Genomic DNA, 26,710 nt, shown 5'->3' on the forward strand with positions numbered 1-26,710 from the left:
GGATGGTTCAATGCCTGTTGTGGCTAGTTGGTTTACACGCACAGCAACAGGGCTGGGATAAGCATTTTCAGGCCAATACCATTGGGCATCGAACGGTACTCTCAACGATTCGCTTGGGATTGGAGGTACTCAGGCGGCCTGATTATCAAATCACGGAGAAAGAATTGCTGGCGGCCTGGGTATTATTCGCCAATCAGTTGCTCAAATATGGCTATGCTATGGCTGATTTATGAGGGGATCCTTCAGGGCAAGACCTGCACCATTCGCGCCTGAGTTTAAGAAGATTTTCACCATAGGCACTGATGCGCCTAATGAAATAATGGTTGGCAACATGGACTTACATGAAACACCGACCGTTTGCTGAATCGCAGGGCTTTTCATTTTGAACAGGAAGAAACCTAGAATACACACGGCAACAAAGAAGGCACCTGGTGCATATAAGGTTGCGAAGCTGGCTTTAAGCTCAGTGCCCATTAGGCCTGTCCAGCTGATGTTAAAGCTTGATAACCATGCTTTTAACGGTGCCACTGTACGCGACAGTACCAAAAGCGCAGCCATGATGATGTAAGGTGTCCAAGCGGCAATTTGGGAAAACTTAGCCGTTGTTTCGACTTTTCCGCTTTCTTGACTGTCATTCTCTGCGAAATCATTCCATGGCGTTTTAGGCAGTAAGTAGCCTTTACGCGCAACGGGGATCACTAAGGCCATACCGATCAGTGAACCGATAACCGAAGGGAATTCTGGGCCTGCAAGGTAGTTGATGATCCATGCGGGGACGGTAAAGGCAAGACCTGAGAAAATCGCAAATTTCCAAATTGCTAAGCCTTCCTTAAAGGATTTATTGCGACCAAAGAATCCTGTCAGCATGGTCACCATTACGAGAGGAATTAATGAACCTGTGATTAAATCGATAGTGATCATATGCATGACGATATATCGAGCATAACCAGCATAGTTACCGCCATGGGCAGCAAATTGCTCCGCCGCCATGCTCACGCCACCTTGGATCAGACCCTGTTCCATCCCAAAAAGTACGGGTAGACCAATCGCACCGAAGGATACACAGGCCGAGTCAGCAATTAAAGCCACGACAGCTGCGGCAACGGGTGGTACACCAAGCAATACCAGTAGTGGTGCGCCAATGGCTGCGGGAGTACCAAAACCAGCACTACCTTCAATAAAGGCACCGAATAACCAACAGATGATGATGACTTGTACACGGGCATCGGCACTGATGTTAGTAAACCCAGCACGGATAGTGTCCATGGCACCTGAGTATTTCAGGGTATTGAGTAGGAATACGGCACCAAAAATGATAGTTAACGGTGTGATGGCTGAGAGCAGTCCTTCGAGGACCGATGCCGCCAGTAATGTGGTATCCATTTGCCAAATAAACACGGCGGCGAGCGCTGTGATTATCATGGAGATAGGCATAGCCTTAGATGCAGGCATTCTGAGTAACACTAGAAATAGCATTACACTGAGCACTGGCGTCAAGCTAGCGAGGAGTTGAAGTATTGTCATGCTTGCCTCTTCATAAAGTGGTCTGTCTTATTATTGATATTAGGATTTTTCATCTGCCTTCATGTCGACTTCCCAGACCAATAAATCAGCAGTTAATACTGCAAGTACTTACGGTCTCGACATTCTGTGTTGTGTACTAGACGCTATTGTGAGCTTGACTAATATGATCTAGATCATCTTGGCTGTTATATGAAATGCTAATTTACAGTGCTGCGGGGTGCTTCTCTCGGGGGATTTTCTTATATGTGACAATGATCACTTAGACTGTTGGGTGTATATCTACTTTGGTTATATTAAATTAAATTTGTTGTTTTTCTGGTTATTAAAAGTAGAGCTATCACTCATATTCATCGTCATTATTGCAATTAACTGATCCATTTATTTCATTAATAGTCTGTTATTGGTTTTTTCAGTCATTTTTAAGGTGTGATTAAGGTCGCATAGATTGTTGTGGCTGGATTAACTCATTTACTTCTATTTTTATCAAGCTATTGTAATATTTGCCTAATATGTCCATTTTGGAATGGTTTTTTATAGTGATCTAGAGCACCTTTTAGAATGGTGGGATTTTATTGTGATGGATATCACTTAATGAATTTTACTTTAATATGAAATTTTATAACCATTGTTTAATTTAATTTCAGTTTATTTGAGCGAACAGCCAGCCAAAATATTCAAGTATATTGAGAGAACAACAGAAAAGTTGAAATAAAAAGTGACCGCTTCTAATGGGTTAAGAGGGGAAATTGAGAGAACAGGGTGAAATTGAAGCCGAAATTTTAAGTAACAAAACTAAAAAATACTGTTTGAACTTTTATCAAACTGGTTAGTGTCATTAATGCTTAAACGCCATTAATGCGAATATTAGTCGTTTGTGAGAAGTGCTAAAAAGTTCACCAAAGACTGTGCAGGGGAAAAGATAAGGCTTTAATCGCAACCTTCTAGGTTAAATTTACAAAATAAAAAAGAGACGTGATATGTCTCTTTTATTGGTGATTTAGCCCAAAGATACAGACTTAAAACAACTTGCTGCCCCAGCCTAATTTGGTCCGCAGCACGTGGAAATAGTTGTGTCCTTTAGGATGAATAAGCCGTAAACGTTCAGAGCTGCGGCGCACTATGATTTCATCGCCGGGTAACACGGCTAAATGCACGTGGCCATCACAGCTGACTTCGAGGTTTTCGCCATTTTCAGGTGACACAACCATTTTTATGGTGCTGCACGCATCGACAACAATCGGGCGGCACGACAAAGTGTGCGGGAACATAGGTACTAAGATTAGGGCCTGTAAATTAGGCGTCAGAATAGCGCCGCCAGCGGAGAGGGCGTAGGCCGTTGAACCGGTAGGCGTTGACACTATCATGCCGTCGGCACGTTGGCTGTACATGAACTGATCGTCAATATAGACCTCAAACTCAATCATGTGGGCAATTTTACCCGGATGGAGTACGGCTTCGTTGACGGCGGTGTTGCTCGCCTTGAGCATACCGTGGCGATAGACTTCGGCTTCGAGTAAGAATCTATGCTCGGTATCGAACTCTCCATCGAGTACCTTGGCGAGCGCCTCTTCGAAGGCATCGGGCGGCAGATCGGTTAAAAAGCCTAAATTGCCGCGGTTAACCCCAATCACGCCTAAATCGAAGCGGGCTAATACCCTTGCCGCGCCGAGCATGTTACCGTCACCACCGACGACTATGGCTAAGTCGCAACGCGCGCCAATTTCTAGTAAATCGACCGCTATGATATTGGGTCCTAATTCGGTAGCAACACGCTCTTCCACTAAGACTTCAAAGCCCTGCATTGTCAGCCAATAATGTAGACGCTTTAAGGTTTGGTTGGTCCCTTGGTGGTGAGGTTTGCCGATAAGGCCGATAGTATGAAACTTTGTGGTCATATTTATGCTAGATCTGGCCTTAGGCCTTGAAACGTCAAAATTGATCCCCATAATATGCCCAGAGTATTTCAGAAACAAAGCATTTTTAGCTGGAGTGAAAATGAGCAACGAATCGATTAAAGCAGAACAGGATCTGATCCAAGAGGGTGTAGAGTCTGAAGTATCTACCGCAGAAGCAAGTCTGATCGATGAGCTTACCCAGGCCAATTTCCGTATTGAAGAGCTGGAACAGTTACTCGCTGAAGCTTTGGCGAAAGTTGAAGAGCAGAAGGATTCAGTCATCCGCGCCGCAGCCGAGGTCGATAACATTCGTCGTCGTGCGGCAATGGATGTGGAAAAGGCGAACAAGTTTGCCTTGGAAAAGTTCGCCAATGAACTTTTGCCTGTGCTTGATAACATGGAGCGCGCGCTAATGGGTACAAACCCAGAAGATGAAGCGACTAAAGCGATTTATCAAGGTGTTGAGTTAACTCAAAAAAGCTTACTCACTGCGGTGGCTAAATTTGGTGTTAAGCAAATTGATCCACAAGGTCAGTCATTTAACCCTGATCAACATCAAGCGATTGGCATGCAGCCAAGCGCCGAGTTCCCTGCGAACACTGTGATGTTGGTGATGCAAAAGGGTTATGAGCTGAACAGTCGCTTGCTGCGCCCTGCGATGGTGATGGTGTCACAGGGTGGCCCAAACCAAGAAACTGCGACGATAGATATCGAAGCTTAAGCTTTATTGGATCAGCCGCTGTTATAACAGACAGCAACAAAAAAGGACTGCAATTGCAGTCCTTTTTTTATGGGCGGAATTTTTTATTGATAACATTTAGCGTCTTAACGAGATAAGCAAGTTCAGCCTATTGCGCTAGATAAGCATTGATTTGCGCCAGTATGCCTTCGGCATCCAGTTGCAAATCGTGGATGACTTCCTCTGGCGAGCCATGTTTAATGAACTCGTCTGGCAAACCAATTTGGAGTACGGCTTTAGGCATTTTTAGCTTTTGAAGCTGTTCAAGCACTCCGGCACCCGCACCGCCTATAATGGCATTTTCCTCCACAGTGACGAACACTTCATGGGTTAGTGCCATTTCTTTTACCAGATCAACATCAAGTGGTTTCACAAAGCGCATATCGACAACCGTCGCATCTAAGCTTTCGGCAGCGGTTAATGCCGATGCGAGCAAGGTACCAAAGTTAAGTATGGCAATACGCTTACCGATGCGCTTAATGACACCTTTACCAATTGGCAACGCAGTCATGGACTCGACTTGCATCGCTCCCGTGGCACTACCCCTTGGGTAACGCACCGCACTTGGGCCCGCATCATAGCAATAGCCAGTGTAGAGCATTTGACGACATTCGTTTTCATCGGACGGCGCCATGATCACCATATTAGGGATACAACGCATAAAACTTAAATCGAATGCACCTTGGTGGGTGGGACCATCGGCACCGACGATACCGCCACGGTCAATGGCAAATAACACGGGCAATTGTTGTAGTGCGACATCGTGAATAAGCTGATCATAGGCGCGTTGCAGGAAAGTCGAGTAAATCGCGACTACAGGCTTGAAACCTTCGCAGGCAAAACCCGCCGCTAAGGTGACTGCATGCTGCTCGGCAATCGCTGCATCGAAATATTGTTTCGGGAAGCGCTGGGAAAACTCCACCATGCCAGAACCCTCACGCATCGCAGGAGTAATCGCTAACACTTTCTCATCTTGTTCGGCAATGTCGCACAACCATTTACCGAAGACTTGAGAAAAGGTCGGCAAACCGGGTTTGGTGGCCGGCTTTTTAAAGAGTGATGGGTCAAACTTAGGCACAGCATGCCAACCAATAGGATCTTTTTCAGCAGGTTCATAACCACGACCTTTTTTGGTCATGATGTGCAGCACCTGTGGACCTTTCAGATTACGCATATTGCGCATGGTCTCGACCAGAGCGTCTACATCGTGGCCGTCGATAGGACCTATGTAGTTGAAACCTAACTCTTCAAATAGAGTGCCAGGAACGACCATACCTTTGAGGTGTTCCTCAGTGCGCTTGGCCATTTCTTTGATGACTGGCATACCTTTCAACACTTTTTTGCCGCCTTCGCGCAGTGTGGTGTAGAAACGGCCTGACATCAGTTGTGCTAAATGATTGTTGAGGGCGCCGACATTTTCTGAAATCGACATTTCGTTGTCGTTCAGTACCACGAGCATGTCATTGTGCAAGTCGCCCGCGTGGTTCATGGCTTCAAACACCATGCCGCCGGTCATAGCGCCATCGCCGATGACAGCGACAACTTTACGACCTGCTTGTTCTTTTTCTGCAGCTATCGCCATCGCCAGTGCGGCGCTAATCGACGTGCCTGAATGGCCAACGCTGAAAGTGTCGTATTCACTTTCTTCACGCCATGGGAAAGGATGTAAGCCATCTTTTTGCCGAATGGTGTGCATTTTGTCACGTCGACCCGTGAGAATTTTATGGGGGTAGGCTTGATGGCCTACGTCCCAGATCAGTCGATCAAAGGGGGTATTGTAGACATAGTGCAGTGCCACAGTGAGTTCTACTGTGCCGAGCCCAGAGGCAAAATGTCCGCTGGACATGCCAACAGACTTAAGAAGGAACTCGCGCAGTTCATCGGCTACTTGTGGTAAAAGTGCCTGAGGAAGCTGGCGGAGCTCATTGGGGGTGTTGGCCTGCGCCAACACGGGAAACTGAGAAATGTCCAAACTCATAGCGAGATACTTCGACTCTTATTATATTCTTCGCTCAATGATATAGCGGGCGAAGTCTGCAATTAACTGGCTATTGTATGGCAATTTAGCCAGCGCTGATAGTGCCTCTTGGATCAGTTGTTTGGCGGTGTCTTGTGCACCTTGTAGTCCAAGTAGTTGTGGAAACGTACTCTTATTCGATTCAGTATCAGAGCCTTGCGGTTTACCTAGCTCTTCGGTGGTGGCTACGATGTCAAGGATATCGTCTTGTACTTGGAAGGCGAGTCCGACCGCACGAGCAAAATCCATCATAGCAGCATACTGATCTTTTGGCGCGTTTGCGGCGATCAAAGCTAACTCAACGGCGCAGCTGATAAGGGCGCCAGTTTTCATATTATGTAGCTGAGTTAACGCTTTAAGATCAATATGTTTATCGGTCGAGGCTAAGTCTATCGCTTGGCCTCCACACATACCACGATAACCTGAGGCTTTGGCTAATACTCTTACCATAGCAATATGTTGTTCGCTGCTGATCCCTGCTACGGCTTCGGTGACAATTTCAAAGGCTAAGGTTTGCAGAGCATCCCCCGCTAAAATGGCCGTCGCTTCATCAAAGGCGATATGCACTGTCGGCTGGCCACGGCGCAGCTCGTCATCGTCCATGGCGGGTAAATCGTCGTGGATTAATGAATAAGCATGGATACATTCAATGGCTGCGGCGCAAGCATCTAACTTTTCGAGTTCGACCCCAAACATGCGTCCTACACTGTATACGAGGAACGGTCGAATGCGCTTCCCTCCCAATAAGGCACCGTAAGTCATAGCGGCTTTTAATTGGGGAGCGGTATCTTCAAGCGTACTAAAACGCTGTTTTAATTGATCATCAACTCGTTGTTGATATTCTTGAATGGTACTGACTAACACGCTTATTCGCCCTCAACGGCATAGGGGGATAGGGGCGCATTTTCGTCTTGTTTCAGTAAAATGGCCACTTTTTGTTGGGCTTGTTCGAGTTTTGCTTGGCTATTTCGAACGAGATTGATGCCACGTTCAAATTGTTTTAACGCGTCATCGAGGGAGATATCGCCTTGTTCTAGATCGGCAACGATGCGTTCAAGTTCGCCAAGGGATTCTTCAAAACTAAGATTTTCGGGTTTCTTCGCCACGTTCAGGTTTCCTTTGATTTAGCGGACACAAGGTATATCAGGGCGGCGTAAGGGTCAAATTCAGACTAAAGATATTTGCTCAATAGCACGCTTTGTTACTGAAATTTTTCCAGAAAATATAAATTGTCGCTAAACTTGCTTAGTGTGTGTCCGATAACTGACAATAGTATCATCATTTGTATGGTAATTTTTAACTGGATAAACAAGGCTCGTATGTGTGTCGGTGGGATTATCTTATTCGGTAGAATAACTGAGTGTTCTTGCTTACCCAGAGTAAGTATTATGTCGTTTATTACGAAAATTGAGGAGCCGTTGTGGATTTAGCAACAATAATCGGAATTGTGGGAGCCTTTGGTTTTATTCTCGGCGCTATGGTGACCAGTGGCGGCTTGATGATTTTCGTTGATGTGCCCTCGATCCTGATTGTGTTCGGTGGGTCCTTCTTCGTGGTAATGATGAAGTTCACTCTTAAACAGTTTTTAAGCGCCGTTAAAATTGCTTTGAAAGCTTTTGTATTTAAGATTGATAAACCAGAAGACTTGATTGAACAGTCAGTGACTATGGCAGATGCTGCCCGTAAAGGGGGGTTTTTGGCATTAGAAGAGGCGCAAATTAGCAATACTTTTATGCAAAAGGCTGTCGATATGTTAGTCGATGGTCATGATGGTGAAGTAGTGCGTGCAGCTCTAGAGAAGGACATCGCTCTAACGGAAGAACGTCATCGTACGGGGATTGGCATATTTAGAGCCTTTGGCGATGTTGGGCCAGCGATGGGGATGATAGGTACACTCGTTGGTCTCGTGGCCATGTTATCAAATATGGCGGATCCTAAATCTATTGGTCCTTCGATGGCGGTTGCGTTGTTAACCACATTATACGGCGCTATGGTTGCTAACATGGTTTGTCTTCCTATCGCGGATAAGCTAACGCTTAGGATGGGGGAGGAAATGCTTAACCGTAATCTTATTATGGATGCGGTATTGGCGATTCAAGATGGACAAAACCCGCGGGTGATTGAAGGCTTTTTGAAAAACTATCTTGCTGAAAAAAATCGTAAAATCGATACAACGGACGGAGAGTAGCCCATGGCTAAGTGCAATTGTCCACCGCCCGGAGCACCGCTCTGGTTGGCAACATTTGCCGACTTGATGTCGCTGTTGATGTGTTTCTTCGTATTGTTATTGTCATTTTCTGAAATGGACGTGATGAAGTTTAAGCAGATCGCGGGCTCAATGAAGTATGCCTTTGGTGTGCAAAATAAGGTGGAAGTTAAAGATATCCCGAAAGGGACTTCTGTCATTGCCTTAGAATTTAGACCCGGTCGCCCCGATCCGACTCCGATTGAAATCATTAACCAGCAAACGAATGAAATGACTGAACCTGTATTGGATTTCCAAGCGGGTGAAGACGATAGTGCGGGCGGCGTGCAGCAGCAAAATGGTTCTCAGCGGGGTGGCGAAGCGAGTGCTACGGCGCAAGAAGTGGCCGATGCGGTTAAAGCGGAAGCGGCAGCGGCGCAAGAAAAGATCAATCAGCAAGTGAAGAAGATGGCGCAGGAGCTCAATAAAGAGATTACCGATGGAGCGATTGAAATTGAGTCATTAGGTCAGCAGATTATTATTCGTATACGTGAGAAGGGTTCATTTGCTTCTGGCTCAGGTTTCCTGCAGCCTCGATTTAAACCTGTGGTACGCTCAGTCGGCGAATTGTTAAAAGATGTGCCAGGCGTCATCACAGTGTCAGGTTACACGGATGATATGCAAATAAGCGATGAGCTCTATAGTTCTAATTGGGATTTATCCAGCAAACGTGCCGTGGCAGTGGCCCATGAGTTAGTACAGGTCAGCGGCTTTGATTCTAATCGAATGAAAGTGGTTGGTATGGCGTCTAACAATCCGATTGTGCCTAACGATTCTCCGGAAAATCGTGCCCGTAACCGCAGGGTTGAAATTGCTATTGAGCAAGGTAAAGCTAAGGAGTCTGAAGAAATTCAGATCGGTAATTCGCCTTAAGTGTTTAGATACTCTCCCAATTTAAAGCCGCAATAATCTTGCGGCTTTTTTATTGAGCTAATGTGGACTTTTCCCTTTTAGTTAACGTGTTATGCATCAAATCACTGTGGTTGATTTAAATCCATTTGGGCTTTACGTTAATCACATTGAGTGTGTAATCCCTAAGTTTCCTTGACCATCCCTCAACGACTTATTGTTAATAATTTATCTCAAATCACTTATTTTAAGCAGGGAAATTCACACCATTCGAATAGGCTTTAGTGACATTATTTCAGCCTAATTAGCTGCCGTGATTTAGTCATTAATACGCGATGAATACGCCACAAATTTGGCCTGTGTCGCTGTTGGCTATGTGCGCTGAAACTCGCCTTTTTAGGTTGCTTGGGTATATAATCCCCCGATTATTCTTTTAACCAATTTTGCTGTTTTAAAATTGCCCGCGGAAATCCCATGAAGTTTATTGTAAAGCTGTATCCAGAAATCATGATGAAGAGCAAGCCTGTACGCATGCGCTTCACCAAAATGCTCGAAACTAACATCCGTAATGTGCTTAAAAAAGTTGACGAAGATGCAAAAGTGCAGCGTCAATGGGACCGCATTATGGTGATGGTACCAAAGGATAAGCCTGAATTGGCCCAAGCTTTCGGTGAGCGTCTGGCGTGTATTCCTGGCATTGCACACGTAGTGCAAGTGGATGAGTACAGCTTTGAATCTGTTGATGATATTTATCAGCAAGTCTTGCCTGTTTACCGTGACCAACTCGCGGGTAAAACCTTCTGCGTGCGAGTCAAGCGTACTGGCGATCATGATTTTAATTCTATTGAAGTTGAACGTTATGTCGGTGGTGGCTTAAACCAGTTTACCGATGCGCTGGGCGTGCGTTTAAAGAATCCGGACATTACCGTTAATTTAGAGATTGAGCGCGATAATCTTTATATGGTGACTAAGCGTATTGAAGGTCTAGGCGGTTTTCCGATGGCAACACAGGAAGATGTATTGTCCTTGATTTCGGGTGGTTTTGACTCTGGCGTATCTAGCTATCAATTTATCAAAAAAGGCGCTCGTACCCATTACTGCTTCTTCAATCTGGGCGGCGCACAGCACGAAATTGGTGTAAAACAAGTGGCTTACCATTTGTGGAAAACCTACGGTGAATCCCACAAAGTGAAGTTTATTTCTGTGCCTTTTGAGCCTGTGGTTGCTGAGATTTTAGAGCGTATCGATAACGGTCAAATGGGCGTTGTATTGAAACGCATGATGATGCGTACCGCGGCGCGTATCGCCGAGCGTATGGGCATTCAAGCCTTAGTTACCGGTGAAAGTTTAGGCCAAGTGTCTAGCCAGACCCTGACCAACTTAAACGTCATCGACCGTTGTACTGAGTTATTGATTCTACGTCCCTTAATCGCCATGGATAAGCAAGACATTATCAACGAGAGCCGTAAAATCGGCACCGAAGATTTTGCTAAATCAATGCCTGAATATTGCGGCGTAATTTCGCAAAAGCCGACGGTAAAAGCGGTATTAGCTAAGGTTGAAGCGGAAGAGAAAAAGTTCTCTGAGGATTTGATCGATCAGATCATCGCCCAATCTGTCACTATCGATATCAGGGAGATCGCAGAACAAATGGATACTCGGATTACTGAGACAGAAACGGTTGCCAGTATCGATACTAACCAAGTGGTCATTGATATTCGTGCTCCTGAAGAAGAGGAAAGCAAACCGCTGCAAATTGAAGGTATTGAGATAAAGCGCATCCCATTCTTCAAGTTAGCGACTCAGTTTGCCGATCTCGATAAGCAAAAGACTTATTTGCTCTATTGTGAGCGTGGGGTGATGAGTAAATTGCAGGCATTGTATTTAATCGAGCAAGGTTACACGAACGTGAAAGTGTATCGTCCATAAGTCGGGCGAAAACCTGCCCATTGCCGTATATCGTCAGTGGGATTGATTTGCTATTCAAGTACAAAAAAGCCGCATATTAATGCGGCTTTTTCTTTGCTCTTACTGAGCGCGACCTGAGTTTCAGTGTCGTTTAGGTTATTCGGCTTTAACGACTTGCTGATGAGATGCGACATCGTCTGTGGCAATCAACAGAGTGGCTTCTTGTAGCACTTCTTGGTGCATTTTATTCATTGCAGTGGTTAAATCTGCAGTGATATTGGCTTGCAAGTCGCTTGTGTCGATGACGATTTCGTCAACGAGTACATTTGCACTGGCATTAAAGCTGAGTGCTGAGACTAATATTAACGCAAACGCCGATTTTAAATTGAACATAGTCGCCTCCGGGCTGACAAATTAACGCTGTCAGACATTCCCATCATCAACTTTGAGATTGTCTAACTTAGGTATTTCATAGCTATGGATGTTTCATCGCTATTGGTGTTTCGTTGATAAGCTGTTTCATTGGCGCAAAATTTAACCAAAAACGCTGGCCTTTACAAACGATTAAATGTAACAATACGGATTAGAAAAACTAATTAAAAAACGAGACTGAGATCACTATGTCGAGACGATTACCACCGCTTAATGCGGTTAAAGCTTTTGAGGCAGCCGCGCGGCATTTGAGCTTTACGCGGGCAGCGGAAGAATTGTTTGTTACACAGGCTGCGGTGAGCCATCAAATAAAGGCATTAGAAGATTTTCTCGGATTAAAATTATTTCGTCGAAAGAACCGTTCTTTGCTATTAACCGAAGAAGGGCAAAGCTATTTTCTCGACATCAAAGATATCTTTATTCAGCTTGCCGATGCCACCGACAGATTACTCGCCCGCAGTGCGATTGGTTCGCTGACGGTCAGTATGTCACCCAGTTTTGCGATTCAATGGCTAGTGCCACGTTTGGCTAAATTCAGTGAGAAAAATCCCGATATCGATGTGCGAATTAAGGCCGTTGATACCGAAGCGAGTTCATTAACCGATGATGTGGATGTGGCTATTTATTATGGCTTAGGTAATTGGCCTGGGCTACGTGCGGATAAGCTCAGAAACGAAGTGCTTATTCCCGTGTGTTCGCCCATGTTGCTCAACGGTCCTAAACCACTCTCAAAACCGAGCGATTTAAAGTATCACACGCTATTACATGATATGAATCGTCACGATTGGCAGGCGTGGTTTAGGCAATGTGGCATTACCGATATTAATGTGAATCAAGGACCTATTTTCAGTCATTCGTCTTTGGTATTGCAGGCGGCGGCCCACGGTCAAGGGGTTGCTCTGGGTTACAGCGTGCTGGCTCGCCCCGATATCAAAGCTGGGCGACTTGTGTGCCCATTCCAAGAAGTCTTGGTCAGTAAAGATGCTTACTACTTAGTTTGCCAGCAAAACCATGCTGAGCTGGGTAAAGTGGTGGCGTTTCGTGAATGGATGTTAGACATGTTTGCCGAGGAGTCTCGCAGTGAGTTGTTGCCCGGATAAGCCGAGTTATGTATTAGAAGGGGAGCCTGCTAATACTTTGATTTTATTGGCCCACGGTGCGGGTGCTAACATGGATTCTGATTTTATGCAGGCCATGTCGGCGGGATTCGTTGCTCAGGGCTTCCGAGTGATGCGCTTTAATTTTCCTTATATGCAGGCGAATGCCGTCGATGGTAAACGGCGTCCACCGGACCGTGCGCCTAAATTGCTCGCGTGTTTTACACAGATGCTCGATATCGCCCACTCACAACCACAAGTTGAACGTGTGGTGTTAATGGGGAAATCCATGGGCGGTCGTATGGCGGCCCTATTAGTCTGCGATTCTGCATTAGCGGCGCGCATCGATAGGGTGATTTGTTTAGGTTATCCTTTTGTGCCACTCAAAGGCGGCGAGCCTAGATTGGAACCTTTGAATGAATGCCAAGTCCCAGTATTAGTCGTACAGGGTGAGCGGGATAAGTTTGGTGGCAAAGCGCAGATCCCAAGCTGGCCTTTGAAAGCTGAGATAGGATTGGCTTGGATAACCGACGGCGATCATAGTTTTGTCCCAAGAAAGTCGTCAGGCACCAGTGAAGCCGCTAACCTTGCACGTGCTATTGATTTATCAAGTGATTTTATTCGTGAGCTTGATGTTGAGCGAATAAATGTTGAATGAGTGAATCCCATTCCAGCAGGAGCGTTAAATGCGTAAAGGTTTATTGTTACTCGCCGCCGTGAGCGGATTCTTAGCCGTCGCCTTAGGGGCTTTTGGTGCACATGGTTTAAAAGCGGTCGCGCCACCAAACTTAATTGAAGTCTTTAACTTAGGTGTGCAATATCATTTCTACCATACCTTTGCCCTCATCATGGTTGCCTTCTCGGGCCAATGGTTAACCTCGCGTTTACTGGACTGGTCGGCATATCTCTTTGTCGCAGGCATAGTTCTATTTTCGGGCTCACTATATGGATTGGCCTTGTTTGGGACTAAGTGGTTAGGTCCTATTACGCCTATGGGCGGTGGTTGTTTCTTATTGGGGTGGTTATTATTTGCCGCCGCGGTATGGCGTCACAAAGTTATCGACGGTCATGAGTCTTAATCACTGATGCTTATGTGAGTTAACAGGCTTAGGGTGCACCTAAGCCTTTTTTATTTCTCTAATCGCAATTCAAGGTTCAGCAGTAGGCAAATAGGGCATTTGTGGATTGAAATTGGTATACTGGCGCCCAAATTGATAGTCAGCCAATGCTTTGGCTTGGATTTCTCAGGGATCCCCATGAAAAACCTATTTTTATTTTGCCGCGCAGGCTTTGAAAAAGAATGCGCTGCAGAAATCCAACAGCGAGCCGGTGAGCTCAATGTGGGTGGCTTTGTTAAGGCCAACAATAACGACGCTTATGTTGTATACCAATGTTTTGAAGACGACGCTGCTGATACGTTAGTCAAACAATTACCTTTAGATTCGCTCATTTTCGCCCGCCAGATGTTTGCTGCTAGCGACTTGTTAGTTGACTTGCCTGAAAATGACAGAATAAGCCCAATCGTTGCGGCGCTCAGTGACGTCAGCAAAGCGGGTGAAGTGCGGGTTGAAACACCTGACACTAACGAAGCGAAAGAGCTCTCGGCTTTTTGCCGTAAGTTCACTGTGCCTTTACGCCAGCATTTGAAAAAATCGGGCAGTTTGCTCGCGCAGGAAAATCCCAAACGTCCGATTATCCACGTGTGTTTTATTGGCCCCGGCCGTGCCTATGTGGGTTATTCCTACAGTAATAACAGTTCGCCACATTTTATGGGCATTCCACGCCTTAAAATGGCGGCGGATGCACCGAGTCGTTCAAGTCTGAAACTCGACGAAGCCTTTGGCCAATTCGTGCCTAAGGAAGAGCAAGAAGAGCGTATTCGCAGTGGCATGAACTCAGTGGATTTGGGCGCTTGCCCTGGTGGCTGGACTTATCAACTGGTGCGTCGCGGCATGTTTGTGTCGGCAGTTGATAATGGCCCTATGGATGAAAAACTGATGGAAACGGGCCAAGTGAAACATTACCGTGAAGACGGTTTCCGTTTCGAACCGCAACGTAAAAATATCTATTGGCTGGTGTGCGACATGGTTGAGAAACCTGCGCGTGTTGCCGAACTGATTGAAGCTTGGGCGATTAACGGTTGGTTTAAGGAAGCGATTTTTAACCTTAAATTACCGATGAAGAGCCGCTATAAAGAAGTGACTGCTATCCTTGAGACCATGCAGACGATTCTTAAAGAGAATGGTGTGACTGATTTTAAAGTGCAGTGTAAGCATCTTTATCACGACCGTGATGAAGTGACAGTGCATTTATGGCTACGCCCTAATACCGCGTGGAATTAATTCCAGTGCTAACCCTGCGGTGATCTTGTTGTCGCTAGAATGGTAATTGTCACGCGGGTTTAAAGCCACGCAGGTTTAAAAGCTAGATAACAAAAAGCCCCAAAGGAAACTTTGGGGCTTTTTCGTGTTTACTCATTTGAGTTTCAAGCGCTTGCTTCTTTTAAGCTTTTGCTTGAATAAGCGCGTTATAGACACGTCTTAAACGCGCTTAGCATTGAGATCACAGACGCTCAAGCACCGCTTGCGTGAAGTCAGTCGTGCCGTGAGTGCCGCCTAAATCGCGAGTCGTACGGTCGCCTTCTTCAATGACTGCAGATACCGCTTTACGGATTTGCTCAGCTTTGTCAGCCATACCTAAATATTCCAGCATCTGAATAGACGCTAAAATCACTGAGGTTGGGTTTGCAAGGTTTTTGCCCGCGATATCCGGTGCACTACCGTGAACGGCTTCGAAAATCGCGGCATCACGGCCAATGTTTGCGCCTGGCGCCATACCTAAACCACCCACTAAACCGGCACACAGGTCCGATAAAATGTCACCGAACAGGTTGGTCGTCACGATCACATCGAAGTTTTCTGGGTTCATCACTAACTTCATGCACGTTGCATCGACGATCATTTCTTCTGTCTTGATGTCTGGGTAACGTAGGCTCACTTCACGGGCCACTTTCAGGAACAGGCCTGACGTTGACTTCATGATGTTGGCTTTGTGTACAATAGTGACTTTCTTACGGTTTTCTTTGCGAGCTAGTTCGTAGGCGAAAGTGGCGATTTGCTCGGCACCTTGGCGAGTGACGATACTGGTTGCTTCGGCTGTTAAACCATCTTCAGACACTTTTTGACCATGGCCAGAATACATGCCTTCGGTGTTTTCACGTACTGTGATGATATCGATATTTTCGTAACGGGCTTGGGTACCTTTGAAAGACAGTACTGGGCGTACGTTAGCATACAGACCGAATTTTTTACGCAAGGTTACGTTGATAGAAGTAAAGCCTTCACCAACGGGAGTCGTCAGCGGCCCTTTCAGCGTGATACGGTTTTTTTCAATGAGTTCTAAAGTGCGTGCTGGCAGTAACTCGCCTTGCTTTTCAAGTGCAGTCAGGCCGGCATCGGCAAATTCATATTCAAAATCACAGCCCGCTTTATCAAGAATTTTTAAGGCTGAATCAATAATACTTGGGCCAATTCCATCACCTGGAATTACGGTTATCGTTCTTTTTGACATGGAGAAGTCCTTCCACGGTTCGTCGTTACTGCAATTGTCTGCCCCAGTGCTAACTGGATAGCAGGACTATGAATTTGGTATTTTTTCTGCCTATTATTTTAACCATCTTTGGTCAAACTTCACAGGAAATAGTGAGCAATATCACGATTTTTTATGTGGTATAACTTGTAAAAATACTGGGTTCTCACCATGATGGAGAGCCAATGGTTAAAAAAGTCTACTTTAGTCTAACAAATATATAAAAGAGGAAGACATTGAAGTTAATCCCTATCACATCCCTGGTTTTGTTATCCCTTGGAATATTGCCAGCAGTGCAGGCTGAAACCAGCACTAAACCGCTCACCCTAACAGACATTATGCATTTTGAATCCCTTGAAAAGCCGGTTATCTCAGATAAGGGGCAAGTCATCGCGGTCGAGTCTGCGCCCGATCGCGGGGATAGTCACGTCATTGTGAAAAATGTCCTGTCGCAGCAAAGCTATCAAATCGCGGGGGGGTCAGATCCCTTGGTGAACCACGATGGTCGTTATGTGGCTGTAGTGGTTAAACCGAGTTTGCTCATGCGTGAAACGAGTGATGCCAAGGCGAAGAAAAAACTCAAATCCGACATGGTGTTGCTCGATACTCAAACTGGCACGCAAACTCGCTTCGAGCGTGTGAAGGAATTTGTGTTCAGTGATGACGGTAAGCATCTGGCGATTTGGTTTGAGGCTGATGAAGAGTCCAAAAAAGATGCTGAGCCTAAAACTACCGAAAAACTCGCTGAAGCAGGCACACAAAGCCCTGCGAATATTGATAAGCCAAAGGTCGATAAGTTTGACCAAGGTCGACGTTTTACGTTGCTCAGTTTAGAAGACCAAACAAAGCGAATTGATGTCGAGCAGGTTACTGGCTATGTTTTTGATAAGGCAAGCCGTAGACTCGCGCTGGCAGTGAACGATATCACCAATAAGCAACATCAATTGCAGTTAGTCGATTTAAACACTCACAAAAAAACCGTTGCCTTTGATTCGCCTAGCCAACAGATTGGTGCGTTAGCGCTGGCTAAAAATGGTCGTTGGCTTGCATTTACGCAGGGCAAAGACAGTGAGTTACCTTATGGCCGCAGCTATCAGTTATCGCTGGTCGATTTGCAGTCGGGCAAAATCAGTAAAATCCCTGAGTCACCCGAGTGGAAACTGAATCGCTACACAAGTTTAAGCTTCTCATTGGATAGCGAACGGCTGTTCTTTGGCCGCGTACCTGAGGTGAGTCAGCAGCTCAGTTTGCAGAAGATCACCGAAGAAAAAGGCCTGTTCGATACAAATATTGTCACCGGACAGCGTGGGCTTAAGGTATGGCATGGGGATGATCCTCGTATTAAGCCTAATGAAATCAAGCAATATGAGGATGAGCAAAAACGCACTTACCTTGCGGTATTGCATTTAGGTTCGAATAACGTGGTGCAGCTTGGCGATAAAGCTGTTCCTGATGTGACGATTTCACAACATAAACGTTTTATGTTGGCCAGTTCAGATTTGCCCTATCGCAAGATGGCGACGTGGGCAGGGTTCTACCAAGATTATTATCTGGTCGATATTAATACTGGCAGTAAAGTGCCATTTTTGACACAACAGCCGAGTGATGCCGAGCCTACGCTGTCGGGAAATGGCAAGTATGTGGCTTATTATCAGCAAGGTAATGTGTATCTCTATGATATTGCAGAGGATCGTCGTACTAATCTCACAAAATCCCTAAAGGTTAGTTTTGCCGATGAAGACCACGATTATCCATCCAGTGCTCCAGGATATGGTTTTGGTCCTTGGCTTAAAAATGATGCGGGTTTCTTGGTTTACGACAAATACGATGTTTGGCAGTTTAATACCGAATCTAAGGCGGGCTTTGCCTTAACCGCAGGAAAAGGGCGCACTCAGAAAATTCAATATCGGCTTGAGGGCTTAGTCGATAATCCCGATGAGCCGACTGAGCTTGCCTATAACGCCACTGTGTTACTCCACGGTTATAGTGATAAAACCAAGGCCGATGGTTTTTATCAAGCCACCTTGGGCGAAGCGGGCGTGAAAACGCTGATGCAAGGCGAGTATAAGTTGACCGTGTTAGGCCGCAGTAAAGACGGCGATACTATCGTGTTTTCTAAGGAGCGTTTTGACTTATTCCCTGACTTGTATACGGCCAGCTATAGCGCACCGCAAAATGCAGTTAAGCAAACCGATTTAGATAAGCAGCGTCAAGCCTTTAACTGGAGCCAATCCGAGTTAGTTCACTGGACAAATGGCGATGGTAAACCGTTAGATGGCGTGCTGATCAAGCCGACGAATTATCAAGCGGGTAAGCGCTATCCTGTACTGGTTTATTACTATCGCTTTATGACGGATAGACTGCACGCCTTTCCGCAGATGAACATTAACCACAGACCTAACTTTGCTTGGTACATCAATAATGGCTATGCGGTGTTCCTACCGGACATTCGCTTTGAAATTGGTTACCCAGGGGCGAGCTCAGTACAAGCGCTCACGTCTGGCGTGCAAAAGCTGATTGAGATAGGCATTGCCGATCCCGATGCTATTGGTTTGCAAGGTCATTCTTGGAGTGGCTATCAAACGGCGTTTGCCATTACTCAAACTAAGATGTTTAAGGCGGCGGTTGCAGGTGCTCCAGTATCGAACATGACCAGTGCCTATAGCGGTATTCGCCACGGCACAGGTATTGCGCGTCAGTTCCAATATGAAACCGGACAGAGTCGTATTGGCGCAAGTTTGTTTGCCGCGCCGCAAAAGTATATTGAAAACTCGCCAGTATTTTATGCTGACCGTATTCAAACGCCTTTGATGATCATGTTTGGTGATAAGGACGATGCAGTGCCTTGGGAACAAGGTGTTGAAATGTACTTAGCCATGCGCCGTGCGGGGAAAGAGGTGGTGTTCTTGCAATACGAGGATGAGCCGCATCACTTGAAAAAGTACCCGAACAAGCTCGATTACAGCATTCGCATGATGCAATATTTCGACCATTATCTGAAGGGAAAACCTGCGCCAGAATGGCTCAGCAAAGGTGAAGCCTATGTCGAGTATAAGGCCGATGATGAATAGGCAATTGGCTTAGTTGTTTTACAATTGAGCCAATTCGTTGATTGTCAAAATAAAAACGCCACCGATTCGGTGGCGTTTTTATTTAACTGTCAGTCGTATTTATTTACTGGTTAATGTCTCTTGGGCAGAGCTGAGGGCTGTGTCAGTATCTGCATCGAGATATTGCTTATAGGTATCTTGGCCCCAAGCAATCAATTGATCATTTTCAAAAATCAGTGGGGTACATTCCTCTTTCGTGGTCACACCGTCTGATTTTTCATGGTGAGTGCGATAAAAGAGCACCTGTAGCTTGGTTTCTTTTACGGCTTTGGCCTCTGAAAAGTCAGCTTTACCTAGTAACTGTTTTACTGAAACGATATTTTGCCCTAGCGCTAACTCGTTCATTTTTTGGCTGTTATAGGATTGTCTGTCCTCCCAACTCATGTCATCTGGCGTAGGTTCATAAACGAGTACCACCACAGCGACAAAGGCGACGTAGGCGGCGAAAATGCTACCGATGATTACCGAAACTTTTGATTTCATTTACAGTTATTCCTTTACCTCATTAAATGAGTCACGTTATTACGTCCATAAAATACGCTTTTGTTGTTCTAAGGTAAATGCGTTAATTGCAACTTTATATTAACAGATGTTTAGGCAGGATTGATTGGGTTTTCAGGCAGGCAGTTATTATCATGCAAGGAGTTCATCACGCGAAAATCTTTTAAATTAATATTGAGTGGCAGGTCTGTTTGTAACTGTGCGAGCTTATAGCTGAGTCTTGCCATCTCCTTACCTTCGGCAAGTTTTTTGGCTTGTTTAGCGCCTAAGTTAGATAGCGATGAAAACAAGGTTGGTAAGCTTCTAAAGGTTTTCAATAATTCGGCAGCCGACTTAGGGCCTATGCCCGCAATACCAGGAATTTTATTACCGCTGTCGCCAGCTAATGCCATCAAGTCGAGAAATTGATTGCGCTCGACACCGAGTTTTTGTTCCAATGCAGCGATATCTAAGTACTGCTGATTAAAGTGATCCCACTGGCTGATTTGGCGATGATTGAGCTGACTAAAACCTTTGTCGGTGGACACTATAATGGCTTCACCCTGCGCTTTGGCGGTTTTTATCGCTAGAGTGGCAATCACATCATCGGCTTCAGCCGCCGCATAAATAGAGCCAATGTTCATCATGGTTAAGTGATCTTGCAGCGCAGCAAGGCCTTTTGCCAGCGGCTCAGGCATAGGTTTACGGCCTTTCTTATAATCGGGGTAAAGCTGTTTACGCCATGAGACTTCATCCCCATCCCACACGATAGCTACATGGGTTGGGCGATGCACACGCAGCAGTTTAGTGCACGCCAAACTGACGCGCTCTGTGAGGCTTTGCATATCGGATTCATCGGGGATCGCCGCATAGATGCGGCGAACCAAGTTGAGACCATCGATGATTAAAAACTTGTTCATGGGGTGTTGTTGCTTCGCTCTCTATTTCACTATTTGATAGCAAGGAATATAGGCGCTTCCTGGAAGCTTCATTCTTTGTTGCTGTACAAATGCACTTAAGAGTTTATCCATCATATCCATGAGCTTAGGATCGCCTTTTAATTGGAAGGGGCCATCACGCTCTATGTGCTTGATTGTTTCCGACTTGACGTTACCCGCCACTATACCTGAAAACGCTTTACGGAGGTTGGCGGCAAGTTCGGCTTTATTGGTTTGGAAGTGTAGATCTAAGTTTGCCATTACTTCGTGGCTTGGGATAAAAGGTAACTGAAACTCAGACTCAATCTTCAGTGCCCACTGATATTGGTAAGCATCACCCGTTGAGCGGCGATAGGCTTTTACTTGCTCCATTCCTTGCTTCATGATGCGTGCCACTTCAGTGGGATTATCAATGATAATTTGGTACTTTTTCTGAGCTTCGGGTCCTAAGGTTGAGGCAATAAACTCATCAATCTTAATGAAGTAATCTGCGCTCTCCGTTGGGCCTGTGAGTATCAGGGGGAAAGGCGTTTGTTGGTTTTCTTCGTTAAGTAAAATACCCAATATATAGAGCAATTCTTCAGCCGTGCCAGCACCGCCAGGGAAGATAATAATGCCGTGGCCTAAGCGCACGAAAGCTTCGAGGCGCTTTTCAATATCGGGTAAGATCACCAGTTCATTGACTATTTGATTCGGTGGCTCGGCGGCAATAATACTTGGTTCAGTTAAACCAATATATCGTGCATTTTTAATCCGTTGTTTGGCATGACCTATCGCCGCACCTTTCATCGGACCTTCCATCGCACCAGGACCACAGCCTGTACAAATATCTAATTCCCTCAGGCCAAGTTGATAACCTACCTCACGTGTGTACTGGTATTCGATGGCATTAATACTGTGTCCGCCCCAACAGACGACCACATTAGGGTCTTTCATCGGTGCTATCGCCCGTGCATTACGCAGAATATCAAACACCACATTGGTGATATGGTGGGCATTGGTCAGATTAATGTGTTTTAGTGAGTCATATCTATCACTGATATAAAGGATATCGCGTAAGACTGAGAACAGATGCTCTTGAATTCCCGTGATAATTTGACCATCGACAAAGGCTTGTTCGGGGGGATTGATCAGTTCTAATTTTACCCCACGCTCCCGTTGTAAAACGTTGATGTCGAAATCATGGTATTGCTCGAATAGGGCTTTAGAGTTGTCGGTTTTTAAACCCGCGGCAAGCACTGCTAAGGAGCAGTTGCGGTACAGTTGGTATAGGGCACTTTTGGCACTATTTTTGAGTCGATCAACTTCAAGTTGCGAAAGCTGATCCATGCTGCCTTTTGGGCTGACTTTTACTATCATTTACCACTCCTTCGTCATGACAGGAGTGATTAGAGGAGGCGTATAGTGGGGCTTAATTATACGTCAATCACAACCCTGTCTCTGCTTTCGTGTTTCGCTTTGTAGAGTGCTGCATCGGCGCGTTCAAAGGTCTCATGTATGAGTTCACTTCCCATAACTTGCGCAGCCCCTATAGATACTGTAACTGTAATTCTCTGATTTTTAAATTTAAATGGAATATTTTTTACTTTCTCGCGCACTCTGTTTAAAAGTTGAGCGATATCAGCAGGGGCCACATCAGGTAATAGCAGTACAAATTCTTCGCCGCCATAGCGGGCTACAAATTCTGTATCTCGCAGGGAGTTTTTCAATGCCATTGCTATAACTTGTAAGGTTTTATCACCTGTGCTGTGGCCAAAACTGTCGTTGATGGTTTTGAAGTGATCGATATCGGCAACGGCAACCCACAACGGGGACTTATGCCGTTGATAGTTACGGTATTCTAGCTCCATGCGCTCTTCTAATGCAGCACGGTTAGGCAATTGAGTTAAGCTGTCGAGTAAGTTGAGTTTTTGTTGTTCAAACAAACGCTCTTTGTAGGTGTTAGCCTCACTACTTAACTCATTAAGCTCTTTGCGCATTGTCTCCATCGACTTGCGCAGCAGAGCTTGCTCTCTTTGCTCTAGGGCTTCTTTACGGGCTAATGCCGAGCGGATAGAGTTAAGTTGCTCTGTTAGTTGAGCTTTAAGGTCAACGACGTCTTCCACATCGATAATGATTTCACCGGCGTTGTCGACGCGGGTGTTAATCTCACGATTTAGCTGGGTTTTTAATTGGAAGCTACGTTGATTGTGATTGTAAGACTCGCTCACCACCTCACGCACCGCGGTTAAGGCATCATTGAGTGCAAACAAAAACTCTTGGGATGCCGATTTCTCGCGGGCGATGTTATCAAGCAATAATGCTAAAATGGTTTGGTAGGCTTCGAGCAAGCTATCAACTTCAATCTCAGAAGAGAGTACTTCTTTGATCACTAATACTTGGTCACGTTGATCTTTACGGAACTCGATTTCCGAAATCATCTGCGCCAGCTCATGGGCTAGTTGCCTGTGCTTTGGTAAGACATCAAGTTTTTCAGATTCGCTAAATTGTAGCTGTAATATGGTTTCGTAGAAGCCAATGATTTGCTTAACTTTAGGTATATATTCCCACACAGTATGAAAAGGTTTAGCCAGATCTTGCTTGAAGTAATTGACTTCTTTTTTGAGCTTTTCAGGTGCAGAGTTAACGCGTTGGATCTGACGGATCACCTGTGACAAACCAGTACGACTCTCTTCGAGTTGTACCATCACATGGTGATATTGGCCTTTTAGCAGGCGCTCGACATCAACTAATTCTGGCAATGCCTCATCGACTCGCTCAAACGTATTTAAGTTATGGCGAAGTTTGGCGAGTTTATTATCCAGCTCAAGATTTTGCCCTTTACAGGCGAGGCTTAAGTGACCAATAAATTGGAGTAATGTCTGTAACTTTGCATTTCTATCTTCATTAACTTCATCAAGGGCAAGTTTGGCCGAATGGAGTTTCTGTTGCAGCAAGGCAAGTTGTGAAACTGTAGCGCTTGAATCCTTCATCCTGAGTATTGTCCTAACTCTGCAAGGCTAAAAAACATGACCATCCTATGTCCAGATTAGCTGTTAACTCATATGATACTAATGTTATAACACTGGGCGTAGAGTGCAAATGCGATTTACCAGTGACTCTGTGATTAATTACCGATATTGATCAAATATTTTCCAGTAATTGCCTATCTTGGTTATTTTCCCAGCAAGGCCAGCGAATATCCTCTTTATTGCCGTTGGTCTCTAATCTGATTAATCCACGCTCAATGCCTTTTTCAAGGTGCAAAAATAACGGGTTTGCAAATAAGCTCAAAGGAACAAAGTCGAGGGCTCTGAGAGCGACATAATAGTCGTTATTACCACCTAAACTACGGGCACAGGCAAGCGCCATCTGCACTGTTTCAAATTTTAATTTCGCGGCCATTTTAATTTCTGATTTCGCTAAAAGTGGCAAATGCGCAAAGCCAAGACGGAAATGATGTGTGATTTGCTGTTGATCGAGTTTCAGGCGTACTTGGCTGAGTATTTGTGTCGGCTCAATAGGTTGCGTGAAACGAACCGCAAATACCCCTTGGCGTACCACATAAACAGATGCTGCGAGTGCATCCGTTAGATGATTGGCAATTTGCGCTGTTACTGCATCACTAAAATATTGGCCATAGTCCAGATCCGCCGTAAGTTGGGTGGGGAAGGCGATAATCGCGAGTGCCGTTGTGGATTCCTGACTTTGATTATGGCTTAAATGTGCTAATAATGCGGCATATCCTAAATTGTGAGTGAAGGGTTCCTGTAGCGTTAATTGAGTTAATGCCGCGTTTTTAGCTGTTATTTTGCGACGATTTTGTAGCATGAAAATAATCACGAGCAGCAAGAGTCCGGCAATAAGGCTGCAAATGAGCAGTAGCGTGTGAGTGTTGTTGCTTTCTTTCACTGTCTCAACGAGTTTTCCCTGTAGCATGTTGAGCTCAAGTTTAAGTTGTTGCTCTGCAAGGGCAGAGGCCGACACTGGGGAGTCTTTATCTGTCTCAGCTGGCTTTTTACCTAGCTCAATGATACGGGCTTGGGCATCGATGGTTTTTGATAATTCACCTAATTTTTGCGCCGCCGAGGCGATAAGGGTGAGTGCGGATTTTTGTTCATCGACCAGTTTTAAATCGACCGCGAGTGCTAATGCGATATCGGCATGGGCCATCATCAGCGGCCAATCTTGGTTGGTTTGGGCGATTTCACCAATTAAGAGTTCGTTATAAACTTGATAGTGATGGCTTTGTTTTTCTTTGAATATTTGATTGGCCATCAGTAAATATTTTAGGGCGTTAACATTGTCTTTAATATTTGAGTAGGCTTGTCCTAAATTATGGAAATTAAGCCCCTGTGCGATGTAGTTACCGCGTTTTGCATCTAATTGCTGGGCATTTAGGTAGTAATCAATCGCTTTATGCCAATCCCCTTGTTCGCCATAGACCATAGCGATCACTGTCATACAACTTGAAAGATAAGTGTCATTGCCCATCTTTTTAAAGCCAGCCGCGGCTTCATGAGCGTTTTTAAGCGCTTCATCCCACTGCTTTAAGTCACGGTATACCTTAGAAAGTTGCAATTGCAGATTGGTTTTCATTGAAGGGTAATTAGAACGATTGGAGATCCGAATCGCTTCACTATAATGCTGTAGTGATTTTGTAAGCTGCTGATTAAAATTGTAATAAAAGCCAAGCCTCGCTTCAGCCGCCGCGATTAAGTAATCGTTTCTGAGTTTATAGGCAATGTCGCGGTATGTGTGGAAGTGCATCAGTGCAGGCACTTCCTGGCGGATCAATAAATGTAAGCCACCTAGATGTTCATGAATATTGTGTTTAAGAATCAATGCTTCGATGTCATAGCTGTCGTTGATGCGGGTGAGCGCTTCGTTATAAAGACCAATCGCTTCTTGATATTTCTGTTCCGTACGGCCAAGGTAACGGCCATTTAACATGGCGACCATGGCAAGTTCATAGGGCGATTGCGCCGCAGTCGATAGGAGTTCAATCAAGCTTTTTGCGTTTTGAAAATCGACCTTGGTTTTAACGTTCGGCTCCATATTGAGGCGGGCCAGTAAATACAAAATCTGTTCAAATTCGAGTGGATTGTAGCCTTGTTCTTGGGCTGCGCGCTCAAATTGGTCACGGTTTTGAAATGCGAGGGGAAAGGAAATCGTTTTGTTGAGCGCATCATACATTTGCTGCGGTGATTCTCTTAACTCAACCTCATCCGCTTCGAGATCTCGGCTTTGGACTGTAAAAGGCAGTGACAGCAACAAAGTAAATAAAATAACCGTGAGTTTTTGCATTTGAACTGTGATTCCTCATTCCTTTAGTCAAGGAACTTATTTTGTTAGCTTTTGTTAGCGCCTAATGAGGATGCTACATCGACTTGTTATACTTGGAAAAATCATAAGAAGCATAATAACAGAAGGAAGCAAGAGTGAAACCCAACAGACTATCAATCTTGATATTAAGCGCATTATTTTCGGGTCAAGTATTGGCCGATGTGAAATACCAAATCGACCTTATTAAACCCGAACACCATATTGCCCAAGTGAGTGTCACTTTTCCTGAAGTGAAGACGAACGATTTTACGGTGAATCTCCCTGTGTGGCGGACGGGCAAATATCAAGTATTGCCTTTGGCCGATGGTGTGCGCTTATTCCAGAATTCAGATAATAACTGCGACACTCTAATCGAGGTGTAGAAGAAGCCAACTGCTGAAAAGTGGTACGCTTTATCTCGCCAAAGTAAAAGAGTATCACCATGAATTATCAACAATTGACCGAAGCAAGACGATACCAGATTTCCGTACTGTTAGAACAGGGCTTTTCGATAGCACACATAGCTAAATGCATTGATTGTCATCGCTCTAGTGTCTATAGGGAAGTTAAACGATGCCAAGGGC

At 45.2% G+C, this 26,710-nt stretch carries 21 protein-coding genes and 3 pseudogenes; 12 read left to right on the forward strand and 12 right to left on the reverse strand.

Features of this window, described 5'->3' with window-relative positions; translation table 11 throughout:
- Positions 1-233: pseudogene (locus tag L5M10_RS20075) on the forward strand (IS4 family transposase); the annotation flags it as partial.
- 13 nt (positions 234-246) lie between these two features.
- Here the strand turns inward: L5M10_RS20075 and L5M10_RS20080 are convergent.
- Both L5M10_RS20080 and nadK read right to left on the reverse strand, forming a co-directional pair.
- Positions 247-1,524, reverse strand: a pseudogene (locus tag L5M10_RS20080) (L-lactate permease); the annotation flags it as partial.
- A 1,016-nt stretch (positions 1,525-2,540) separates the two neighbouring features.
- Positions 2,541-3,419 carry an NAD(+) kinase gene (gene nadK / locus L5M10_RS20085; protein ID WP_081729057.1) on the reverse strand — a complete coding sequence of 293 codons (879 nt, stop codon included), beginning with the start codon at positions 3,417-3,419 and terminating at the stop codon, positions 2,541-2,543.
- A gap of 100 nt (positions 3,420-3,519) precedes the next feature.
- On the opposite strand from nadK, the gene grpE reads away from it, so the two are divergent.
- Positions 3,520-4,140, forward strand: coding sequence for a nucleotide exchange factor GrpE (gene grpE / locus L5M10_RS20090; protein WP_113941025.1), 621 nt, complete (start codon positions 3,520-3,522; stop codon positions 4,138-4,140).
- Positions 4,141-4,267: 127 nt separating this feature from the next.
- Here grpE and dxs read toward each other — a convergent pair whose 3' ends face one another.
- Genes dxs through xseB form a run of 3 tightly spaced genes read right to left on the reverse strand, consistent with a single transcriptional unit; the run spans position 4,268 to position 7,281 of the window.
- Positions 4,268-6,136: a 1-deoxy-D-xylulose-5-phosphate synthase gene (dxs, locus tag L5M10_RS20095; RefSeq protein WP_263255785.1), complete on the reverse strand. Its 1,869-nt coding sequence runs from the start codon at positions 6,134-6,136 to the stop codon at positions 4,268-4,270.
- Between the two features lie 21 nt (positions 6,137-6,157).
- Complete coding sequence (gene ispA, locus L5M10_RS20100) at positions 6,158-7,039, reverse strand: (2E,6E)-farnesyl diphosphate synthase (RefSeq protein ID WP_113941026.1); 882 nt, start codon at positions 7,037-7,039, stop codon at positions 6,158-6,160.
- A 2-nt stretch (positions 7,040-7,041) separates the two neighbouring features.
- Positions 7,042-7,281, reverse strand: coding sequence for an exodeoxyribonuclease VII small subunit (gene xseB / locus L5M10_RS20105; protein ID WP_006080884.1), 240 nt, complete (start codon positions 7,279-7,281; stop codon positions 7,042-7,044).
- 314 nt (positions 7,282-7,595) lie between these two features.
- Here xseB and pomA point away from each other — a divergent pair, with 314 nt between their 5' ends.
- From pomA to thiI, 3 genes are all read left to right on the forward strand, one after another.
- Entirely contained in the window at positions 7,596-8,363 is a 768-nt protein-coding gene (pomA, locus tag L5M10_RS20110; protein WP_173497062.1) for a flagellar motor protein PomA, read from the forward strand.
- Between the two features lie 3 nt (positions 8,364-8,366).
- On the forward strand, positions 8,367-9,293 hold the full coding sequence (locus tag L5M10_RS20115; protein WP_113941028.1) for a flagellar motor protein MotB: 927 nt from the start codon (positions 8,367-8,369) through the stop codon (positions 9,291-9,293).
- A 450-nt stretch (positions 9,294-9,743) separates the two neighbouring features.
- A complete protein-coding gene (thiI, locus tag L5M10_RS20120; RefSeq protein WP_028760687.1) occupies positions 9,744-11,198 on the forward strand; it encodes a tRNA uracil 4-sulfurtransferase ThiI in 1,455 nt (484 codons plus the stop codon).
- Between the two features lie 135 nt (positions 11,199-11,333).
- Here thiI and L5M10_RS20125 read toward each other — a convergent pair whose 3' ends face one another.
- Positions 11,334-11,570, reverse strand: coding sequence for a hypothetical protein (locus L5M10_RS20125; protein WP_263255786.1), 237 nt, complete (start codon positions 11,568-11,570; stop codon positions 11,334-11,336).
- 227 nt (positions 11,571-11,797) lie between these two features.
- On the opposite strand from L5M10_RS20125, the gene L5M10_RS20130 reads away from it, so the two are divergent.
- The 4 genes from L5M10_RS20130 to rlmM all read left to right on the forward strand — a co-directional run bounded on the left by L5M10_RS20130 (position 11,798) and on the right by rlmM (position 15,048).
- Positions 11,798-12,709, forward strand: a complete 912-nt coding sequence (locus tag L5M10_RS20130; RefSeq protein ID WP_105249769.1) for a transcriptional regulator GcvA — start codon at positions 11,798-11,800, stop codon at positions 12,707-12,709.
- Positions 12,690-13,364, forward strand: coding sequence for an alpha/beta family hydrolase (locus tag L5M10_RS20135; protein WP_263255787.1), 675 nt, complete (start codon positions 12,690-12,692; stop codon positions 13,362-13,364). The genes L5M10_RS20130 and L5M10_RS20135 overlap by 20 nt, the downstream gene beginning before the upstream one ends.
- Before the next feature lie 28 nt (positions 13,365-13,392).
- Positions 13,393-13,785 carry a DUF423 domain-containing protein gene (locus L5M10_RS20140; RefSeq protein ID WP_011918954.1) on the forward strand — a complete coding sequence of 131 codons (393 nt, stop codon included), beginning with the start codon at positions 13,393-13,395 and terminating at the stop codon, positions 13,783-13,785.
- Between the two features lie 177 nt (positions 13,786-13,962).
- Entirely contained in the window at positions 13,963-15,048 is a 1,086-nt protein-coding gene (gene rlmM / locus L5M10_RS20145) for a 23S rRNA (cytidine(2498)-2'-O)-methyltransferase RlmM (protein ID WP_011846285.1), read from the forward strand.
- A 220-nt stretch (positions 15,049-15,268) separates the two neighbouring features.
- Here the strand turns inward: rlmM and L5M10_RS20150 are convergent, their stop codons facing one another.
- Positions 15,269-16,276 (reverse strand): isocitrate dehydrogenase, encoded by a 1,008-nt coding sequence (locus L5M10_RS20150; protein WP_113941031.1) that lies wholly within the window; start codon positions 16,274-16,276, stop codon positions 15,269-15,271.
- A gap of 254 nt (positions 16,277-16,530) precedes the next feature.
- Between L5M10_RS20150 and L5M10_RS20155 the strand changes: the two genes are divergently transcribed.
- The gene (locus tag L5M10_RS20155) at positions 16,531-19,365 is read left to right on the forward strand and encodes a S9 family peptidase (RefSeq protein ID WP_263255788.1); all 2,835 of its coding nucleotides are present in this window, start codon (positions 16,531-16,533) and stop codon (positions 19,363-19,365) included.
- A gap of 99 nt (positions 19,366-19,464) precedes the next feature.
- On the opposite strand, the gene L5M10_RS20160 is transcribed toward L5M10_RS20155, so the two are convergent.
- From L5M10_RS20160 to L5M10_RS20180, 5 genes are all read right to left on the reverse strand, one after another.
- A complete protein-coding gene (locus L5M10_RS20160) occupies positions 19,465-19,887 on the reverse strand; it encodes a DUF3192 domain-containing protein (RefSeq protein ID WP_028760680.1) in 423 nt (140 codons plus the stop codon).
- Positions 19,888-19,997: 110 nt separating this feature from the next.
- A complete protein-coding gene (xni, locus tag L5M10_RS20165; RefSeq protein WP_263255789.1) occupies positions 19,998-20,804 on the reverse strand; it encodes a flap endonuclease Xni in 807 nt (268 codons plus the stop codon).
- A gap of 21 nt (positions 20,805-20,825) precedes the next feature.
- The gene (ppnN, locus tag L5M10_RS20170) at positions 20,826-22,181 is read right to left on the reverse strand and encodes a nucleotide 5'-monophosphate nucleosidase PpnN (protein WP_028760679.1); all 1,356 of its coding nucleotides are present in this window, start codon (positions 22,179-22,181) and stop codon (positions 20,826-20,828) included.
- 56 nt (positions 22,182-22,237) lie between these two features.
- Positions 22,238-23,794 carry a GGDEF domain-containing protein gene (locus tag L5M10_RS20175; protein WP_113941035.1) on the reverse strand — a complete coding sequence of 519 codons (1,557 nt, stop codon included), beginning with the start codon at positions 23,792-23,794 and terminating at the stop codon, positions 22,238-22,240.
- A 151-nt stretch (positions 23,795-23,945) separates the two neighbouring features.
- Entirely contained in the window at positions 23,946-26,108 is a 2,163-nt protein-coding gene (locus L5M10_RS20180) for a tetratricopeptide repeat protein (RefSeq protein ID WP_219250139.1), read from the reverse strand.
- Positions 26,109-26,242: 134 nt separating this feature from the next.
- Here L5M10_RS20180 and L5M10_RS20185 point away from each other — a divergent pair.
- Both L5M10_RS20185 and L5M10_RS20190 read left to right on the forward strand, forming a co-directional pair.
- Positions 26,243-26,482: pseudogene (locus L5M10_RS20185) on the forward strand (M61 family peptidase); the annotation flags it as partial.
- Between the two features lie 86 nt (positions 26,483-26,568).
- Positions 26,569-26,710 (forward strand): helix-turn-helix domain-containing protein (locus L5M10_RS20190; protein WP_263255759.1); only part of this gene is annotated, 142 nt, incomplete at its 3' end.

Origin of the sequence: Shewanella sp. SM32, assembly GCF_025654235.1 — a bacterium.
Taxonomy (GTDB): Bacteria; Pseudomonadota; Gammaproteobacteria; order Enterobacterales; family Shewanellaceae; genus Shewanella; species Shewanella oncorhynchi.

Excerpts from the sequence above, each read along its gene's own strand:
- nadK (WP_081729057.1), bottom strand. The coding sequence starts at position 3,419 with ATGACCACAAAGTTTCATACTATCGGCCTTATCGGCAAACCTCACCAC.
- grpE (WP_113941025.1), top strand. The coding sequence starts at position 3,520 with ATGAGCAACGAATCGATTAAAGCAGAACAGGATCTGATCCAAGAGGGT.
- dxs (WP_263255785.1), bottom strand. The coding sequence starts at position 6,136 with ATGAGTTTGGACATTTCTCAGTTTCCCGTGTTGGCGCAGGCCAACACC.
- L5M10_RS20115 (WP_113941028.1), top strand. The coding sequence starts at position 8,367 with ATGGCTAAGTGCAATTGTCCACCGCCCGGAGCACCGCTCTGGTTGGCA.
- thiI (WP_028760687.1), top strand. The coding sequence starts at position 9,744 with ATGAAGTTTATTGTAAAGCTGTATCCAGAAATCATGATGAAGAGCAAG.
- L5M10_RS20125 (WP_263255786.1), bottom strand. The coding sequence starts at position 11,570 with ATGTTCAATTTAAAATCGGCGTTTGCGTTAATATTAGTCTCAGCACTC.
- L5M10_RS20130 (WP_105249769.1), top strand. The coding sequence starts at position 11,798 with ATGTCGAGACGATTACCACCGCTTAATGCGGTTAAAGCTTTTGAGGCA.
- L5M10_RS20140 (WP_011918954.1), top strand. The coding sequence starts at position 13,393 with ATGCGTAAAGGTTTATTGTTACTCGCCGCCGTGAGCGGATTCTTAGCC.
- rlmM (WP_011846285.1), top strand. The coding sequence starts at position 13,963 with ATGAAAAACCTATTTTTATTTTGCCGCGCAGGCTTTGAAAAAGAATGC.
- L5M10_RS20150 (WP_113941031.1), bottom strand. The coding sequence starts at position 16,276 with ATGTCAAAAAGAACGATAACCGTAATTCCAGGTGATGGAATTGGCCCA.
- L5M10_RS20160 (WP_028760680.1), bottom strand. The coding sequence starts at position 19,887 with ATGAAATCAAAAGTTTCGGTAATCATCGGTAGCATTTTCGCCGCCTAC.
- xni (WP_263255789.1), bottom strand. The coding sequence starts at position 20,804 with ATGAACAAGTTTTTAATCATCGATGGTCTCAACTTGGTTCGCCGCATC.
- ppnN (WP_028760679.1), bottom strand. The coding sequence starts at position 22,181 with ATGATAGTAAAAGTCAGCCCAAAAGGCAGCATGGATCAGCTTTCGCAA.
- L5M10_RS20175 (WP_113941035.1), bottom strand. The coding sequence starts at position 23,794 with ATGAAGGATTCAAGCGCTACAGTTTCACAACTTGCCTTGCTGCAACAG.
- L5M10_RS20180 (WP_219250139.1), bottom strand. The coding sequence starts at position 26,108 with ATGCAAAAACTCACGGTTATTTTATTTACTTTGTTGCTGTCACTGCCT.